General features: G+C 65.5%; 14 protein-coding genes. 9 read left to right on the forward strand and 5 right to left on the reverse strand.

Translation table 11 applies throughout. The annotated features are described in order from the left end of the window. Window positions 1-110: 110 nt before the first annotated feature. On the forward strand, window positions 111-1,457 hold the full coding sequence (locus tag S58_RS20120; RefSeq protein ID WP_042339978.1) for an HlyD family type I secretion periplasmic adaptor subunit: 1,347 nt from the start codon (window positions 111-113) through the stop codon (window positions 1,455-1,457). 11 nt (window positions 1,458-1,468) lie between these two features. Here the strand turns inward: S58_RS20120 and S58_RS20125 are convergent, their stop codons facing one another. After that, a complete protein-coding gene (locus S58_RS20125; protein WP_042339980.1) occupies window positions 1,469-3,157 on the reverse strand; it encodes an adenylate/guanylate cyclase domain-containing protein in 1,689 nt (562 codons plus the stop codon). Between the two features lie 176 nt (window positions 3,158-3,333). Here S58_RS20125 and S58_RS20130 point away from each other — a divergent pair, with 176 nt between their 5' ends. Both S58_RS20130 and S58_RS20135 read left to right on the forward strand, forming a co-directional pair. Further along, the gene (locus S58_RS20130; protein ID WP_015667208.1) at window positions 3,334-5,055 is read left to right on the forward strand and encodes a type I secretion system permease/ATPase; all 1,722 of its coding nucleotides are present in this window, start codon (window positions 3,334-3,336) and stop codon (window positions 5,053-5,055) included. A gap of 44 nt (window positions 5,056-5,099) precedes the next feature. After that, entirely contained in the window at window positions 5,100-5,846 is a 747-nt protein-coding gene (locus tag S58_RS20135; RefSeq protein ID WP_015667209.1) for a hypothetical protein, read from the forward strand. Between the two features lie 57 nt (window positions 5,847-5,903). Here S58_RS20135 and S58_RS20140 read toward each other — a convergent pair whose 3' ends face one another. Then, window positions 5,904-6,266, reverse strand: a complete 363-nt coding sequence (locus tag S58_RS20140) for a phage tail protein (protein ID WP_042339982.1) — start codon at window positions 6,264-6,266, stop codon at window positions 5,904-5,906. A gap of 417 nt (window positions 6,267-6,683) precedes the next feature. Here S58_RS20140 and S58_RS20145 point away from each other — a divergent pair, with 417 nt between their 5' ends. Next, the gene (locus S58_RS20145; RefSeq protein WP_015667211.1) at window positions 6,684-6,899 is read left to right on the forward strand and encodes a hypothetical protein; all 216 of its coding nucleotides are present in this window, start codon (window positions 6,684-6,686) and stop codon (window positions 6,897-6,899) included. On the opposite strand, the gene S58_RS20150 is transcribed toward S58_RS20145, so the two are convergent. Then, complete coding sequence (locus S58_RS20150; RefSeq protein WP_015667212.1) at window positions 6,889-7,440, reverse strand: CreA family protein; 552 nt, start codon at window positions 7,438-7,440, stop codon at window positions 6,889-6,891. The genes S58_RS20145 and S58_RS20150 overlap by 11 nt on opposite strands. Before the next feature lie 229 nt (window positions 7,441-7,669). On the opposite strand from S58_RS20150, the gene S58_RS20155 reads away from it, so the two are divergent. The 4 genes from S58_RS20155 (at window position 7,670) to S58_RS20170 (ending at window position 11,861) form a co-directional block, all read left to right on the forward strand. Continuing rightward, on the forward strand, window positions 7,670-9,436 hold the full coding sequence (locus S58_RS20155; RefSeq protein ID WP_015667213.1) for a L,D-transpeptidase: 1,767 nt from the start codon (window positions 7,670-7,672) through the stop codon (window positions 9,434-9,436). 149 nt (window positions 9,437-9,585) lie between these two features. Continuing rightward, entirely contained in the window at window positions 9,586-10,161 is a 576-nt protein-coding gene (locus S58_RS20160) for a glutathione peroxidase (RefSeq protein ID WP_015667214.1), read from the forward strand. A gap of 160 nt (window positions 10,162-10,321) precedes the next feature. Then, on the forward strand, window positions 10,322-11,281 hold the full coding sequence (locus S58_RS20165; RefSeq protein ID WP_042339985.1) for a polysaccharide deacetylase family protein: 960 nt from the start codon (window positions 10,322-10,324) through the stop codon (window positions 11,279-11,281). Window positions 11,282-11,300: 19 nt separating this feature from the next. Next, on the forward strand, window positions 11,301-11,861 hold the full coding sequence (locus S58_RS20170) for a dihydrofolate reductase family protein (protein WP_015667216.1): 561 nt from the start codon (window positions 11,301-11,303) through the stop codon (window positions 11,859-11,861). An 8-nt stretch (window positions 11,862-11,869) separates the two neighbouring features. Here the strand turns inward: S58_RS20170 and S58_RS20175 are convergent, their stop codons facing one another. Then, on the reverse strand, window positions 11,870-12,325 hold the full coding sequence (locus S58_RS20175; protein WP_015667217.1) for a DoxX family protein: 456 nt from the start codon (window positions 12,323-12,325) through the stop codon (window positions 11,870-11,872). Window positions 12,326-12,475: 150 nt separating this feature from the next. After that, window positions 12,476-14,788, reverse strand: coding sequence for an NADP-dependent malic enzyme (locus tag S58_RS20180; protein ID WP_015667218.1), 2,313 nt, complete (start codon window positions 14,786-14,788; stop codon window positions 12,476-12,478). 240 nt (window positions 14,789-15,028) lie between these two features. On the opposite strand from S58_RS20180, the gene S58_RS20185 reads away from it, so the two are divergent. After that, the gene (locus S58_RS20185; RefSeq protein WP_015667219.1) at window positions 15,029-17,044 is read left to right on the forward strand and encodes a hypothetical protein; all 2,016 of its coding nucleotides are present in this window, start codon (window positions 15,029-15,031) and stop codon (window positions 17,042-17,044) included. Window positions 17,045-17,184: the final 140 nt, after the last annotated feature.

The following is a 17,184-nucleotide window of genomic DNA, read 5'->3' on the forward strand; positions in this document are numbered from 1 at the left end:
CAGACCTCGCGCATCTACGGTCGCCGGCCTCTCCCGCGTGACCTGCAGCACAGAGCCGCACCGCGTGATCACCGATGCTCCCTCCCCGTGGACAATGTCGGGGACGCAGGATGTCGATGTCGTTGGTGCAAGGCCAAAACTTCTTCGAACCGGCCGACCGGCCGCAGCCGGTCAAGGCCGATTTCAGCCGCTACGCCCTGCTCGGCTATCTTTCGATCGCGCTCGTGTTCGGCGGCTTCGGCGTGTGGTCGGCCTATGCGCCGCTCGACCGCGCTGCGATTGCGCCGGGGACAGTTTCGGTCTCGGGCGATCACAAGGTGGTGCAGCACCGCGAAGGCGGAATCATCAGGGAGATCCTGGCCAAGGAGACCCACGCGGTGCGCCGGGGCGACCTGCTGTTCCGACTGCAGCCGACGGAGGCGCAGGCCAACACCGACATTTTGCGCAAGCAGATGGACGCAGCGCTCGCCGAGGAAGCCCGCCTGCTGGCCGAACGCGGCAATGCGCGGATGATCAGTTTCCCCGACACCCTGCTCAATCGGCAGAACGTGCCGGAAGCCGCGCTCGCCATCGCCGATCAGCAGCGGCTGTTCATCGAGCGGCGCAATGGCCTCATCAGCCAGATCAACATCCTCAATTCACAGATCGTCCAGCAGCAGCAGGAGCTCGCGGGTCGCGACCGTCAGCGCGCCGCGCTCGTCGCACAGCGCGCGAGCTTCGACACGCAGATGAACAATCTGCGCCCGGCGGTCGCGGCCGGCTACTATCCCCGCAACAGGTTCCTCGAGCTGGAGCGGGAGCGCGCCCGGGTCGAAGGTGACTTTGGCCAGGCGCAGGCCGATGTGGCGCGGTTGACGCAGACTGCCGCGCAAACGCGCCTGCAGATCGACCAGACGCTGCAAAAGTACCAGACCGAGGTCGGCCAGCAGCTCGACGGCACCCGTGCCAAGCTGTCGGACCTGCGCGAGAAGCTCATCATCGCCGAGGACGTGCTGCGCCGTATCGACATTCGCGCCGAACGCGACGGCATCGTCATGAACATGAAAGTTCACACGGTCGGTGCCGTCGTGAAGCCTGGCGATACGCTGGCCGAAATCGTGCCTGTCGGCGAAGGTGTCGACGTCATGGCGCACGTTTCGCCGCATGACATCGAAAGCGTCGCCATCGGCCAGAAGGCCGAGGTACGCTTCCCAAATTTCTCCTCGCGCACGACGCCGACGATCTTCGGCAAGGTCCAGAGCGTGTCGGCGGACGCGATCTCGGATGAGGCGAGCAAGCAGAGCTATTACTCGTCGCGGGTCGTGATCGACTATTCCACCATTCCGCCCGAGATTGCCGAGAAGATCCTGCCGGGCATGCAGGCCGACGTCATCATCTCGACGGGCGAACGCACCGTGCTCGAATATCTCGTCGGTCCGCTGCTCAATACACTGGCGAAGACGTTCCGGGAGAAATGAGTCGGCGGCGCCTAGGCTGGCGCCACCGGTGTCGCGCCCGCGTCGACAGCTATGTCGCGGGCACGCCGCACGCCGATGATGTCGACGTCCCCGCCCTGCTCTGCGTCCGCGAGAGTCTCGCGGGCCGCTCCGTCGAGGTCGAGCGAACCTGCGCGTCTGGCGACGTCGCCTGATATCGCCAGTTGCCAGCCTTTCGTTTCCGCAAGCTCTGCCATTCGCGCCGGTCGCTCCGTCAGGAGACCAAGCACGGTGACTTGCACCATCCGCCCCATTTGCAGGCGCCCGATGACGATCTCGCCGATATCAGCACCGATCGCGAGCTCGACCGGACGGCCGATCTCAGCGGCGATCTTTTCGTTGACGCGATCCATGGCCACGTCCATCGCGCCGATCGCCTGCAGCGCCTCGCGGCATCCCTGATCGGGTCCATGCTGTTCGCCGAACACCGCGAGCACGCCGTCGCCGAGGAAGCGATCGATGCGACCGGCATGACCTTCGACGGCCGCGCCAATCGCACCGAGGATCTCGTTCATCATGAACACGACATCGGACGGCAACCGGTCGCCGACGATCGTCGCGATCGCGCTGATGCGGATATGGACGAGGCACACGGCACGGCGCTCGCCCTGCGCGTCGAGATGCGCAGCCGGCTCCCTCCCCCCTGCATCGCCGCCGACCAGACGTGTCACGGTCAGTGCCGATACGGGGCGGATCTGACAGGCCAGCCGGACATTGTCCGCTGCCCCCAAACGGGCAAGCGCAGCGCGCTCCGCAGGGTCCGGCGGCGGAAGGGTGTCCGCGCCTTGCTCGACACCGACGCGACAGAGACCACAGCGCGCGCGGCCGCCGCAATCTGAGGGATCAGGGAGATTGTTGCTGCTGATGATCTCCAGCAGCGTCGGCCCGACTGCGGCCTGCACCGTCGCGCCGCCCGTGAAAGCGATGGCGACCTTGGGCGCTGCAAGCATCGCGATATGGCGAAACACGATGATCGTCGCCCCGGCCACCAGCAGGGCCGCAACCGCGATCTGCGCCGACGTCTGGAACAGACCGAGCCACTTGATGTCGAGCTCACTCGGCCAATGCGTGACCTGATGCATCCGCTCCGCCATGGCAGGATCGGCCAGCAAGGCGCTGACAGCGCGCCCGGAGACCACGAAACCCATCAGCGCCGCCATCGGCACGGCGACGGCGAGGACGATCAGAAGCGGCTGCACCAGGCGATACCATTCGTCGTATTTCAGCCAGTAATGCAAGCCGACGCAGCCGTGGATCCAGACCAGCAGCAGCAGCGCGGTCTGGATCCACGCCGCGTTCGGCCACATCAGCCCCAACGCATAGAGGTAGCTGTCCTGGACACCGAACAGCGCGTGAGCAACATGGGTCTCGATGATGTGCGGCAGCAACAGCAACGGAATTAGAAATCCGGTGATCAGCTGAGTGAGCTGCCACGGCGGCAGCCGCCAGGAGCCGCGTTGGATCGTGTTCGTGAACGCAAGCCCGGCATGTCCCAGCAGCGCAGCAGCGAGCACGATCATGCCAGGCCAAGACCGCGTCACCGCCAGCCGCCATTCCTGCACTTCGTCCATCGCCTCGAGACTGAACAGGCCTACCGCGTGGTTGAGAAAATGCGTGGCCGCGAAGGCAAGCAGGATGAGCCCGGACACCAGGCGGATGTTTTGGGTCGTTAGGGCGCGCATGTCGTCACTGTCAAAGGGGGCAGACTTCGGAACGGAAGCACGAGTGTCCCTGCGGTAGCTGCTGAGACCGGCCAACTCAAGCGCCGGCGCGCTGCCTCGCGCTCTGTGAGGTCAGTCACGGTCTCGACTGTCGAACTGGGCGAACGTCCCCGGGCGCCATCGCAAGGGGATCCGACATGACGACCACCACCCGAAGCCCTCTGGGAGCCGCGTTCCGCGCCTGCTTCCCCGCGCTCACCGCGACCTTCGTGCTCAGCCTCTTCATCAATGCGAGCATGTTGGCCTCGCCGCTCTATTCCATGCAGGTCTACGACCGGGTCCTCACCAGCCGCAATCTCGGCACGCTGGTCATGCTGACGCTCATCGTCGGCGTTTTCCTGGTGCTGTACGGGGTGCTCGAATTCGCCCGCTCGGGCGTGCTGGCGCGCGCCGGCGTCCAGTTCGAGGGCACGCTGCGCCACCCGCTGTTCGAGACGATGATGAAGGCCGAGCTGTCCCCGCGGCATCGCTTCGGCCAGCAGATCATCCGCGACGCCGAGACCGTCCGCGACTGCATCTCCAGCGGCACGGCGGCCATCGCCTGCGATCTGCCATGGACCCCCGTCTTCGTCGCGCTCTGCTTCCTGCAGCACGCCTATCTCGGCATCCTGTCGCTGCTCGGCGCGATCGTGCTGTTCTCGCTGGCGCTGTTCACCGAATTCTACACGCGCGCCAGCGTCGAGCGCACCAATGCGCTGGCCAATGAGGCCTCGCGCTTCGTCGCGGCGGCGCTGCGCAATGGCGAGGTCGTGCGCGGCCTCGGCATGGGCGACATCGTGATGGACCGCTGGAGCTGCCGGCAGTCGGCGATGGTCGATGCCCATAGCACGCTGGTCGAGCGCGGCGCCGCAATGCATTCGGTGACCAAGTTCGCGCGCATGGCGGTGCAGACCTCCCTGCTCTGCATCGGCGCCTGGCTTGCCATCGAGCAGCAGATCTCACCCGGCGCGATGATGGCGACGTCGATCATCATGGGACGTGCCTTGGCGCCGGTCGAGCAGGTCGTCGGCCAGTGGAAGCGCATCATCGCGTTCCGCTCCGCCTATCGCCGGCTGGACGAGCTGTTCCAGGCGCTGCCGGTCACGGCTGCGCCGACGGCGCTGCCTACGCCGCGCGGCGACATCGACGTCGAGAACGCGGTGGTGTGGCCGCCGGCCGCCGGCCGCCCCTCGGTCAAGGGCGTCAGCTTCTCGCTCAAGGCCGGCGAGAGCCTCGCCATCGTCGGCGCCTCGGCCAGCGGCAAGTCGAGCATGGCGCGCGCCATGGCCGGCGTCTGGCCTCTGCGCGAAGGCGTGATCCGGATCGACAGCGCCGCCTACAGCCAGTGGGACCAGAACCGGCTCGGCAAGCATATCGGCTACCTGCCGCAGGACATCGAGCTGTTCTCGGGCACGGTTGCCGACAACATCGCGCGTCTCGCCAAGGTCGACGAGCCGGCGGTGGTGGCTGCTGCAAAGGCCGCCGGCGCGCACGAGGTCATTCTGCGCCTGCCCAATGGCTACGACACGCCGATCGGCGAAGGCGGCGTGGCGCTGTCCGGCGGCATGCGCCAGCGCGTCGGCCTTGCCCGCGCGCTCTACGGCGATCCGCGGCTGCTGATCCTCGACGAGCCGAACTCCAATCTCGATGAGGACGGCGAGCGGGCGCTGGCCCATGCCATGGCCCAGGCGAAGGCCGCGGGCCGCACCGTGATCGTCGTCACGCACCGTCCGCAACTTCTGGCGCATGTTGACCGCATCATGGTGATGGCCTTCGGCAAGACGCTGGCATTCGGTCCGCGCGACGAGGTGATCGCCAAGATGCGCGGCCAGCGAGTCGTCGTCGCCCACGACCGGGCAACGGCCAGCGCCGCGGCCTGAAGCCACCTGTGCAGTTTACAGCCAGCCGTTCGAAGGAGCCCGCCATGATCAAGTTCGCACCGCGCTCGACCACCATGCAGTTGGCGGTCGCAGCCGCCGTCCTGATGCCCATGTCCGCTTTCGCGGAGACGCCGATGACCGCGCGGCAGATGTTGGCCCACGCACAGACGCAAGCCCTGAACGTTCCCGGTGACTTCAAGAAGCCCGCGCTGGAGCCGGACCGCAGCGAAAAGAGCGTCGGGGCAACCATCGATGCGCCCTCGATCGGCGCCGCCATCGCCGCCCCGCTTCCGGTGATCGAGCCGCCGGCGCCGATAGCGCCTCCCGCCGCAACGCTCACGGCTCTGGCAACACCCATCGCAGCACCGGAAGCAGCCTCGCCCCAGAGCCGCAACAATGCGCTCACCGCCGTCGCGCCGGCTGCCGACACGGTCAAGGCATCGAATGCCATGGTCGCGATGCCGCCCGTGGCAGCCAGCATCGCCGAGACCCCGCCCGCGGCACCGGTTGCAGCGCCCGTCACAGCCGTTGCCTCACCTGCTGCGGCACCTGCACAGCCCACTCTGCCAGCTGCGACAACAACGGAGACGCCCCGGATGCAAGCGGTGACGACGTCGTCCTCCGAAAAGCTCGCGCATGCACAGCGTCAACCGGCCCCAGCGCGGCCGGCCCGCAAGTCCGTCGCGAAATCGTCCAGCCGGAGCGACGATGCGGCCATCAACACGCAGATCTCCCGCATCATGCGCCGGCCGGAGGTGCAGTCACTGATGTCGCAATATGGCTTGGACTGAAGACGAGCGCTGCCGGACGACGGACGCGATCCGCGTTCCGTCCGGCGGAGCTTGCGATCATTTGGCGGGGTCGAACATGCACTGCAGTGTCGGCCTGGCGATCCGGGTGAAGGTCGGGCCGATCTCCGCCTGTTTGGCGGGCGACACCCAATCGGTCTCGATCGTCGGGACACCGGTTTCGCTGATTCCGCGCAGCAGCGCCTCGCGCAGGTCTGCGTCCTCGACAACCGCGGCCGCATGGTCGTGCAGGCAGGAGCATACGGCCTCGGGATGCGCCCACCGTCCGAGCATATGAGGCACACATTGACGAACGAATTCTCCGCGCAGGTCGGGCAACCGGGCCGTCGGCCGCGCATCGGCGGGAGACCAGGAGAGGCCGGAGAGGACGGCTAGCGCCGCAACACCCAGTCGAAAAAGCATGGTGGACCGCTGATCCCAGGGGCTTGTTGTGTGTTCTTGTGATGTGCGCCGGGTTGAACCACGCAATGAGGCTCGCACTTCCGCCTACCTACGCTTCATAACCATTTCACGTTTCAACGGGGCTGCGGCACAAGCCAAAAATGGTTTCGTGGCCGACGGCTTTGTTTCATGCAGCAGGTCTGACGACACAAAATACAACCATTGAGAGAGTCAAAGTCAAGACTCAAACAGGGCGCGATGCTGACACGCTCCTTGCCATCCCCAACTTCATCCTCCCCGAAGCGGCGGCCGATTTGGCCGATGCAAGGCTTCTTAAGGTCCGTCCCGTAACCTAACGGTCTGGGAAACATCCCAACTCTTCACAGCAACCCGACCGCGGGCTGTGCGTTGAGACGCCGTTGCTGCCCGGGGCTTGCCATGACCAAGACGTCCACGCACACCCCCGCCTCGAAGACACATCGCCGACGCCGCCCGCTTTCGGCGCCGATGGCGCAGCAGCGCACCGAGAACTGCGCCATTTCGACGCCTCAGAGCCTGGTTCGTCTGATCGGCTGCCACGACCCGGCCAAGCGCAAATTGCCCGGCAAGCCCGCGGAGAGCCGATCGTCGCTCGGCAAATCCTTCATTGAATGAAATCGCCGCACTTCTGGACTTCGCCGTCATCGGCCTTGCCCCAGGGCATGACCGGGACTGATGACGTCGAGTTCTTCGGCGAGCCCTCGATCAGCTTGTCCGAGTAGACCATGTAGACGAGCACGTTGCGCTTGGCGTCGCAGCCGCGCACGATTTGCATCTTCTTGAAGAACAGCGACCGTCGCTGCCGGAACATGTCGTCCGCCTGTTCGAGCTTGCGCTTGAAGCGGATCGGCCCGATCTGCCGACATGCGAGCGAGATATCCGACACCTCCTCGGCGAGACCCAGCCAGCCGACATATCCACCCTTCTGAGGAATGGTGAAATGGCAGGCGACGCCCTCCACCTCTGGATCATCAACGCCATAGGTCGCGAGCTTGTCATTCGGGCTTAGCAGCTTGAACACCGTCGACCGACGGAAGATCAGATCCGGCTCATCTGCGGCGTAGGCTGACACCACGGGCGAAGACAGTCCGATAAGCAGAAGGAAAGCGAGGGTTTTCAGCCACAGATCGAATCGGTTGGTGGCTCTGAACGACATGTCGGTCTCCGTTATACCGCCGATGGCTCGGCACACCGCCCATGTAGGAACACAAATGCCTGCAAGGAAGGCGCTTCCTGCCGATCACCTTCCAATACTCGTTTAACGGGATGTGAGGCTTTTCTGCTACGATCGGAACGAAAATCACGCAGGGCAGAAGCCCCAAGCTGGTGAATGCAGACTCCGTCTGCGACACTAAAGACCAGATGGTTCTTGAGGATTTGCCGGAATGCTCTGCGTTCGTGCAGCCGCCAGGGGGCGGTTTTATTGTGCAGCAATCGTTTCAGTACCGCTTGTCATAGCAGCGACGTCGCAGGCTGGAGCAGCGTCCTACTACTATTGGAACGAACCGCAGCCGGTCATCTCACCCTCCGAACGTCCGATCGTGCCGCGCAAGCCCAAGGCACGACAGCTCCAGAAGGCGGCAAAGATCGAGAAGGAGGCCGCCAAGCCGCAAGGCCCGATCACGGTTGCGGTCTCCGTCAACAAGCAGCAGCTCAAAATCTACGACGCAAACGGCCTGTTCGCTGAAGCTCCGGTATCGACCGGCATGAAGGGCCACTCCACGCCGATGGGCGTTTTCAGCGTCATCCAGAAGCAGAAATTCCATCGCTCCAACATCTATAGTGGCGCGCCGATGCCGTTCATGCAGCGCATCACCTGGTCAGGCATTGCGCTCCACGCGGGCGTGCTGCCGGGCTATCCTGCGTCGCATGGCTGCATCCGCATGCCCGCGAGCTTTGCGACCCGGATCTATGGCTGGACACGGATGGGATCGCGGGTTCTGGTCACGCCGGGTGAAGTCGCGCCCGCCAGCTTCTCGCACCCGATGCTCGCAGCCCTGAAGGCGCCGCAGCCGAGCGCTTCGGTACAGCCCGACGCCAATGCACCTGCTGGAGCGAAGTCGGACAAGGGCGCAGCCGTCGCCACGGCGATCACGGTCGCGACGACCGACCTGCGTGCAACGATCGGTCATGCGGAAGTCGGCAACATGACGCCGTCATCCCGCGCCCCGACGCGCACAGCCGATGCCGGCAATGCGACTGGACTGGCGGCTGTGGCCTCGGACGCTTCGCCCAAGACTGAACCCACGCGGTCAGAAGCGGCGGAGATCCGGAGCGGTGCTGCCGAGCTTAAGCCCAGTGTCGCCGAGAGCGCCGTCAAGGGAGAGAGTCCAACGGTGGACGCTGCGACGAAGCCGGGCGCAGCCAAGGCTGCCGATCAGGATGAGAACAAGCCTGCCATCGACGCCGCACCGTCACTTGCGAGCCAGCCGACGCAGGCAGCGGCTCCGGCCGCCGAGAAGCCGATCGATGCACCGGTAAAGGCCGAAGCGACGAACTCGAGCGATGTCGGCCTGGCCGATACGAAGCCTGCCGATGCCAAGATCGCGGATCAGCCCGCGGCGCCATCCGCAACCACGGCAGATGCGCCGGCAACGCCTCTCGATCCCAATGACCTTTCCAAGGATCCCTCCAAGGATCAGTCGCGTGTTGCCGCACCGGACAAGCCGATCGCGCCCAAGCCCGAGTTGAAGCGCAACAGCCAGGTCGCGATCTTCATCAGCCGCAAGGATTCGAAGCTGTACGTGCGGCAGAACTTCGCTCCGGTGTTCAACACCCAAATCACCATCGCGCCGGGCGACAAGCCGTTCGGCACGCACGTGTTCACCGCAACGGCTGACAAGGCCGATCCCGCTACCATGCGCTGGTCGGTCGTCTCGCTTCCGGTTTCGGCGCGCAGCGTCGCGGCGAACGACGGCGCGGAGAAAGTGACCCGGCACGGCAAGAAGCCCGCGGACGCTCGCGTCGAGTCGAAGCCGGTCGTTCAACCGAGCAGCCCGGCCGAGGCGCTCGACCGCATCACGATTCCGGCGGATGTCATGGCCTGGCTGGGCGAAGCGTTGTCGACCGGAAGTTCGCTGATCGTCTCCGATCAGGGCGTCAATCAAGGCGAAACCGGCGAGGGCACGGAGTTCATTCTTTCGCTGCGCTGACGACCGAAGCGGTCCTTCTTTCCGCCCAAGGCCAGGGGTATCCCCTTGCTGGAACGCAGCCTGATCCAACTCGACTCCGCGGCCGTTCAAAAGTCGCTGGTCGAGCGCAGGCGCATTCATGCACACGGGCTGGCTCTAGGGAGATTCACATGATCGATCGCAGGATGGTTCTTCTCGGCGTCGGTGCGTCGTTGTCGGCGGCGACGCTCGCGTCGCGCGCCGCCTCAGCGGACAGCGCGCTGAGCAAGACGACGGCCTACCGCTTCTCCTTCCCCGCTCTGGCCGGCGAGCCGATCCGTCTCGCCGATTTCACCGGCAAGCCGGTGCTGGTCGTGAATACGGCCTCGCAGTGCGGCTACACCCCGCAATACACCGGTCTGCAGAAGCTGTGGAGCGAGTTCCACGAGCGCGGACTGTCGATCATCGCGGTGCCGTCCAACGACTTCAATCAGGAGCCTGGAATTGCCGGCGACATCGCCGACCTGGCCAAGCAGGAATATGGCGTGACCTTCCCGATGGCCGCCAAGGCGGTGGTGACCGGTTCCAACGCCCACCCGTTCTACCGCTGGGCCGCGGAAGCGCGACCCAAGGACACCCCGCGCTGGAACTTCCACAAATACCTGATCGGCCGCGACGGCTACCTCGCCGAGGTGTTCGCCTCCTCGGTCGAGCCGACGGACACGCGGGTCAAGACGGCGGTGGCCCGGATCCTCGCGGACGGCTGAGCAACACTTGGCAAGAATGCGGCGGAGGCCGGCAACTTCCCCGTGTTTTTGCCTCGTTTCCTTTTGGCGCCACTCCGGCTGCTGGGCTAGTATCCCGGCCCGGATGGCGGAGCGACTCTCGACATTGGCGCTCCCGTTGCAACAACCCCGAGGAAACACGATGCGGATTGCAGCAGGATTGGTGTTCGCGAGTTCTTTGGCGGCTTCGCTGCTGACGTCTGGTGCAGCCTGGTCGCAGGCGCAGCGCACGGCGGCAGCGCCGACGCCGGCTGCGGCTCCCGCACCCGCCCAGGCCGCCGTGGCGGCTCCCCAGGCGCAGCCGCCCCGCGCACCTTGCATGAATGCCGATGCGCTCGGAGTCGGCCGCACGGTCGAGATCGACACGACGGGCGGCCCTGGCTTCGGCTTCGAGCACTTCAAGGACCTCGACTTCCTGAAGGACCACGAGGTCGTCCTGACGTTCGACGACGGTCCATGGCCGGAGAACACCCCCGGCGTGCTCAAGGCGCTCGCCGACCAGTGCACCACCGGCATCTTCTTCATCATCGGCAAGCACGCGACCTACTATCCGGAGATCCTGAAGCAGGTCTACAATGCCGGCCACACCGTCGGGACGCACACCTGGTCGCATGCCGCGCTCACCAACAAGAAGCTCACCGAAGACCAGCGCAAGGAAGAGATCGAGCTCGGCATCAGCGCGGTGAAATGGGCGCTTGGCGGCAACTCCCCGGCGCCGTTCTTCCGCTTCCCCGCCCTGCAGCACCCGCCGGAGATGGTCACATATCTGGGCACCCGCAACGTCGGCATCTTCTCCTGCGATCTCGACTCGTTCGACTTCAAGGCCAGGAATGCGCAGGCGGTGATCGACGTCACCTTCAAGAAGCTCGACAAGCTCGGCAAGGGCATCATCCTGATGCACGACTTCCACAAGCATACCGCCGAAGCCCTGCCCGAGATGCTGCGCCGCCTGAAGGCCGGCGGCTACAAGGTGGTCGCGATGCGGGCCAAGTCGCCGGTGCAGTCGCTGCCGCAATATGACGAGCAGCTCGCCAAGGTCGCGAAGCTGCCGACGGTGAGCCAAAGGCCGGTCTCGAGCGTTGTGACGACAGTGTCCGAATGATCGAGGATTGCTTTCGTCAGTGACCAGGCTTCGTATCGAGGGTTACGTCATCGTGTCGGCCGACGGGAAGTTGGCCGACTCCCACAATCTGATGCCGCCGGTCCTGAAATTTCCCGGCGACGCCGCATTCTTTTCCCAGGCGCTCGACAGCGCCGATCTGATCGTCCACGGCCGCAATTCCTACGAGGACCAGCCGAACTCGCCGAAGCGCCGGCGGATCGTCGTGACCGGCAAGGTGGCGGGGTTGGCGCCTGACACGGAGAAGCCGCTCTCCACCCTATGGAACCCGGCGGGTGCCTCGTTCGAGGCCGCCTGCGAAGCCGCTGGTGTGACGACCGGGACGGTGGCCGTGATCGGCGGTCCGGTCGTGTTCGAGATGTTCTTGGACCGTTACGACACCTTCTTCCTGTCGCTCGCGCCCCACGTCTTGCTGCCCGACGGCGCCCCGTGCTTTCCCGGCGTCGGTCCCGGCCGGTCGCCGCAGCAGGTGCTGACGACGCACGGCTACACGCCCGCCAATCAGCTGATGCTCGATCCCGCCGATGACGTCAGCGTCACCGCCTGGAAACGCGCCAGCTAGCAAAGCCGTCAGATGTCGCCATAGGCGTTCTGCTCGGGCGCCTTCGGGCCCTTGCCGTAGCCGAAGATCATGAACAGCGCGCCGATGATCGAGAGATTCTTCAGTGCGTCGATCAGGGTCTTGGCGTTGTCGGGCGGGGTCTGGTTCCAGAAGTCGTGGAAATAGAAGATCGTCGCGCCGACGAAGATGATCATCAGCGCTGCAAAGAATCGCCCCAGAAAGTTCAGCGCGATCATGACGCCCGCGAGAATCTCGAAAGCGCCGGCTGCAATCGCCAGGATCTGCGGCATCGGCATTTTTGCCGCGGCCTCCAGCTGCGCCGCATAGGGTGCAAGCATCGTGGGAATCGTGACCTTGGCGGCGATGAGATCGGCGGTCGCCGGAATGCCGAACAGCTTGGTCGCGCCCGTGTAGATGAAGATCACGGCGAACAGAACGCGCCCGAACGTAATGAAACCCGGCATTCTCGCCCTCACGGATCAACTTCAAACGATGTGTCGCGCCGGCCCATCGGGCCGGATATGTGACGTCGCGAACGCTTTTCAACAATAAAGGCGGACGGAATACGACCGAAACCGGACGAATTCCGCCACACTTCGATCACGCCGACCAGCTCACGCGAACAGCGTCGGCTGCGCCCTCCCCGCCCGCTCCTGAGCCTCGACGGCGGCCACGGCCGTCATGTTGAGAATGCCACGCGCGGTCACCGACGGCGTCAGGATGTGCGCCGGCCGTGCCGGTCCGATCAGGATCGGCCCCACGGGCACCGCATCCGCGAGCACCTTGATCATCTGATAGGCGACGTTGGCGGCATCGAGGTTCGGCATGATCAGGACGTTGGCCGAGCCTTCGAGATCGGAATGCGGCAGGATCGCCTTGCGCGCGGTTGCCGACAGCGCGGTGTCGCCCTGCATCTCGCCGTCCGCCTCGAGGTCCGGCCGATGCTGCTTCAGCAGCGCAGTCGCCTGCCGCATCTTGCGCGACGAGTCGGTGTCGTAGCCGCCGAAATCAGAGTGCGAGACGAAGGCGATCTTCGGCTTGATGTTGAAGCGTGTGACGTGATTGGCCGCCAGCGAGGCCATCTCGGCGAGCTCCTCGGCGGTCGGGTTCGGCCGCACCTGGGTGTCGCCGATGAAATACGCGCCCTTGCTGGTGATGGTGAGCGCCAGCGCGGCGAAGTCGCTGACCCCCGGCATGAAGCCGATGATCTCGCGGACATGACGCAGATGGCTCATGTAGCGGCCCTCGACGCCGCAGATCATCGCATCCGCCTCGCCCCTGACGACGGCCAGCGCCGCGATCACGGTGGCGTTGGTGCGCACCACGGTGCGTGCCGCATCCGGCGTGACGCCGCGGCGGCCGGCGATCTCGATGTAGCTCTGCACATAGGAGCGGTAGCGCGGATCGTCCTCGGGGTTGACGAGATCGAAATCGGTGCCGGCCTTGATCGACAGGCCGAAGCGCTTGATACGCGCTTCCACCACGCTCGGACGGCCCACCAGAATCGGCCGCGCCAGCTTCTCCTCGAGCACGACCTGCGTCGCGCGCAGCACGCGCTCATCCTCGCCTTCAGCATAGATCACGCGCACCGGCTGCGCCTTCGCCTTCGCGAACACCGGCTTCATGATCAGGCCGGAGCGGAACGCGAAACGCTCGAGCAGCGCGGTGTATTCGTCGAAATTCTTGATCGGCCGCGTCGCGACGCCGGAGTCCATCGCGGCCTTCGCCACTGCGGGTGCGATGCGCAGGATCAGCCGCGGATCGAATGGCGAGGGGATCAGCGAGCCCGGACCAAAACCCTGCGTCTCGCCGGTGTCGAAGCCGCGGGACACCGCATCCGACGGCGGGTCCTGGGCGAGCTGTGCGATCGCGTCGACCGCCGCCTGCTTCATCGCCTCGTTGATCGCGGTGGCGCCGACGTCGAGCGCACCGCGGAAGATGAACGGGAAGCAGAGCACGTTGTTGACCTGGTTCGGGAAGTCCGAACGTCCCGTGCAGATCATCGCGTCCGGCCGCGCCGCGCGCGCCTCCTCCGGCATGATCTCAGGGTTGGGATTGGCGAGCGCCATCACCAGCGGCTTGTCGGCCATCTGTTTGACCATGTCGGGCTTCAGCACGCCGCCGGCGGAGACGCCCAGGAAGATGTCGGCGCCGCCGATCACCTCGGCCAAGGTGCGCTTGTCGGTGTTCTGCGCATAGACCGCCTTCCACGGGTCCATCAGCGTGTTGCGGCCCTCATGGACGACGCCGTCGATGTCGGTGACCCAGATGTTCTTGCGCTGCGCGCCCATCGAGACCAGCAGATTGAGGCAGGCGATCGCGGCCGCGCCCGCGCCCGACGTCACGATCTTGACCTCGGACAGCTGCTTGCCGGCCAGCGACAGCGCATTCTTGATCGCCGCGCCGACGATGATCGCAGTGCCATGCTGGTCGTCATGGAAGACCGGGATCTTCATGCGCTCCTTCAGGCGCGCCTCGATCTCAAAACACTCCGGACCCTTGATGTCCTCGAGGTTGATGCCGCCGAAAGTCGGCTCCAGCGCCGCCACCGTCTCGACCACCCGGTCGATCGTCTCGGCGTTGATCTCGATGTCGAACACGTCGATGCCGGCGAATTTCTTGAACAGAACCGCCTTGCCCTCCATGACCGGTTTGGAGGCGAGCGGGCCGATATTGCCGAGGCCGAGCACGGCGGTGCCGTTGGAAACGACGGCGACCAGGTTGGCGCGCGCGGTCAGCGTCGCCGCTTCGGCGGGGTTGTTGGCGATCTCGGTGCACGCTGCAGCAACGCCCGGCGAATAGGCGAGCGCGAGGTCGCGCTGGTTGGCGAGCGGCTTGGAGGCCTGGATCTCCAGCTTGCCGGGCCGCGGCAGGCGGTGATAGGCCAGGGCTGCGGAACGAAGATCTTCAGAATAGGACGACGACATACGTGCTCCAGCGTTTCCGACCCGGATTTTTGGTCTCTTGAGTCTCGGTCAGACGTCGGTTTTTCCGGCCGGTGGAAGCGCATGTGATGCACGTTGGGCGGCTTTCATGCAACATCCGAAACCATGTTCGCCGGCATCCCGGACCAGCGATTCCCCTGTTCGCAGAAGCACATCCCTACTCCATCGATTTCATTGAGACCATCATCCCTTGCTGCCTAAGCCTTGGGCGGAGCACATCAAATGACCCGTGTCCTGATCGGAATACTCACAGTATTAGCCCTCGGCATTGCCGGCTTCATCGGCGCCCCCTGGTACGCCCAGAATCGTGCCGAGCGCGAAGTCGACGCCAGCTTCGCCCAGATCCGGCAGAACGGCGCCACCGCAAGCCACGGCAAGGTCGCCTTCGACCTGTGGAGTCGCAAGTTGACAATCGCCGATGTCAAGGTCGAGTCGGCCGCCCAGCCGCCGGCGAGCGTCACGTTCGGCACCTTCACCGCGACCGGGCTGAGCCAGCCTGATTCCGAGCATGTCACGGCCGCCAGCATCGAGCTCGGCGACGTCACGATGACGGGCCAGATGCCCGGCCCCTCGCCGCTCCGCCTCAGCTACAAGCTGCCGCAACTGGTGGTGAAGGATTATGCCGGCCCGATCCGGTTCACCGCGCTTCCCGCCGGCGCCGGCATGCTGGAGACCTACCGGGCCCTCGCCCAGCAGTTCGTCGCGATCAGCGCCTCGTCGATCAGCGTGCCGCGCACCACCGGCACGATGGAGGGCGGCCCCTCCGCGGCCCCGGCCGAATTTACATATTCCGGGCTCACCTTCGACACCATCAAGGCCGGCCGGATCGCGAGCTACAAGCTCGACGAGGTCGCGTTCACGATGAGCCTGCAGCAGCCGGCCAGCAAATTCGCGGCGACCGCACAGCAGCCGACCGGCAAGATCGAGAAGATGCAGGGCCGCATCGTCGGCATCGTTCACCAGGACATCGACGCCAATGCGATCCTGGCCGTGCTCAATCCGGAGGCCGCCAAGGACGACCATACCTATCGGGTCTATGGCCGGGTCACGACCGGTGCCTACGAGATCAACTCCGACGCCGGCGTGCGCATGCGCATGGAGGGCCTCTCCGCCGACGAGTTCAGCGTGCGGCCATCGCGCCTGCAATTGCCGGCGCTGATCGCAGCCCTGCCCGCATCGACGGCGGCGCAGCCCACGCCCGAAGAAACACGCGAGCTCATGGAGAAGGTCGCGGGCATCTATGAAGGCATGGCGATCAAGAACGCCGAGATGCGCGGCCTCTCGATCGAGACCCCGCAGGGGCCGGTCAAGCTGGCGGCGCTGCGCTTCGACCTGCGCGAGGGCAAAGGTGACATCGCGATCGAAGGTTTTGATGGCCGCGCGCCGAACGGCCCGGTCAAGCTCGGCCGCTTCGCGCTCAAGGGCTTCGATTTCGCCAATCTGATGCATTTCGCCGCCAAATATGCCGCGACGGGCGCGAAGCCCGCCCCGACTGATGCGGTGGTGCTGTTCAAGCTGCTCGACGGCATCGAGCTGAAAGGGCTGACCGCGCCCTATAAGGCCGGCGACAAGCCGGTGCAGATCGACAATATCAGCCTCGACTGGGGCCAGTTCGTCGGCCCGATCCCGACCCAGGCGCGCCTGGTGGCCAAGATGGCCGGACCGCTCGATCCCTCCAACCCGGCGCTGCTGCCGCTCCTGGTCGCCGGCATCGACACCGCCGCCTTCGATGCCGATCTCGGCCTCGGCTGGACGGAAAGCTCCGGTGCGTTCGCGCTTCAACCCTTCAAGCTCGAGGTCAGCAACCTGCTCGCGGCGTCCGCCAACGTCTCGCTTGCGCGCGTGCCGCGCGAGGTGTTCACGATCGACCTGCAGCAGGCGACGACCGCCGCGGGGCAGATCGAGGCCGCCGGGCTGGAATTCACCTTGCGCGATCTCGGCGCGATCGACGTGCTCGTCGCCAACTACGCCCGCGGCCACAGCATCCCCCGCGACGCCGCGCGCAAGGCGCTGGTCGACAGCATCAAGGCCATCGGCTCGCAAGTCGCGGCCGACAATGCCGACGTCGTCGGCGCGGTCGATGCGATCAGCCGCTTCGTCGAGCGGCCGCGCCAGACCTTCACCCTGAAGCTCTCGCCGCGCGCCAAGGTGCCGGCCATGCAGCTCGCCCAGCTCATCGCCATCGACCCACCGAGCGCGCTGGCGCAGTTCAAGATCGAGGCCCAGACGGCGCCGTGAGCTTGGCGGGCACGCTCGGACACCTCTCTCTCCTCCGCCATTCCGGGGCGCGCAAAGCGCGGCAGTGGGATCGGATTGCGATGATATCCACTCCCGCTACACGCACAGTGCGCTCCCTCTCCCCGTTCTTCACGGGGCCA

It is taken from the genome of Bradyrhizobium oligotrophicum S58 (assembly GCF_000344805.1).
Taxonomy (GTDB): Bacteria; Pseudomonadota; Alphaproteobacteria; order Rhizobiales; family Xanthobacteraceae; genus Bradyrhizobium; species Bradyrhizobium oligotrophicum.

Coding starts and splice junctions, on each gene's coding strand:
- S58_RS20120 (WP_042339978.1), top strand. CDS start 111: ATGTCGATGTCGTTGGTGCAAGGCCAAAACTTCTTCGAACCGGCCGAC.
- S58_RS20125 (WP_042339980.1), bottom strand. CDS start 3,157: ATGCGCGCCCTAACGACCCAAAACATCCGCCTGGTGTCCGGGCTCATC.
- S58_RS20130 (WP_015667208.1), top strand. CDS start 3,334: ATGACGACCACCACCCGAAGCCCTCTGGGAGCCGCGTTCCGCGCCTGC.
- S58_RS20135 (WP_015667209.1), top strand. CDS start 5,100: ATGATCAAGTTCGCACCGCGCTCGACCACCATGCAGTTGGCGGTCGCA.
- S58_RS20140 (WP_042339982.1), bottom strand. CDS start 6,266: ATGCTTTTTCGACTGGGTGTTGCGGCGCTAGCCGTCCTCTCCGGCCTC.
- S58_RS20145 (WP_015667211.1), top strand. CDS start 6,684: ATGACCAAGACGTCCACGCACACCCCCGCCTCGAAGACACATCGCCGA.
- S58_RS20150 (WP_015667212.1), bottom strand. CDS start 7,440: ATGTCGTTCAGAGCCACCAACCGATTCGATCTGTGGCTGAAAACCCTC.
- S58_RS20155 (WP_015667213.1), top strand. CDS start 7,670: ATGCTCTGCGTTCGTGCAGCCGCCAGGGGGCGGTTTTATTGTGCAGCA.
- S58_RS20160 (WP_015667214.1), top strand. CDS start 9,586: ATGATCGATCGCAGGATGGTTCTTCTCGGCGTCGGTGCGTCGTTGTCG.
- S58_RS20165 (WP_042339985.1), top strand. CDS start 10,322: ATGCGGATTGCAGCAGGATTGGTGTTCGCGAGTTCTTTGGCGGCTTCG.
- S58_RS20175 (WP_015667217.1), bottom strand. CDS start 12,325: ATGCCGGGTTTCATTACGTTCGGGCGCGTTCTGTTCGCCGTGATCTTC.
- S58_RS20180 (WP_015667218.1), bottom strand. CDS start 14,788: ATGTCGTCGTCCTATTCTGAAGATCTTCGTTCCGCAGCCCTGGCCTAT.
- S58_RS20185 (WP_015667219.1), top strand. CDS start 15,029: ATGACCCGTGTCCTGATCGGAATACTCACAGTATTAGCCCTCGGCATT.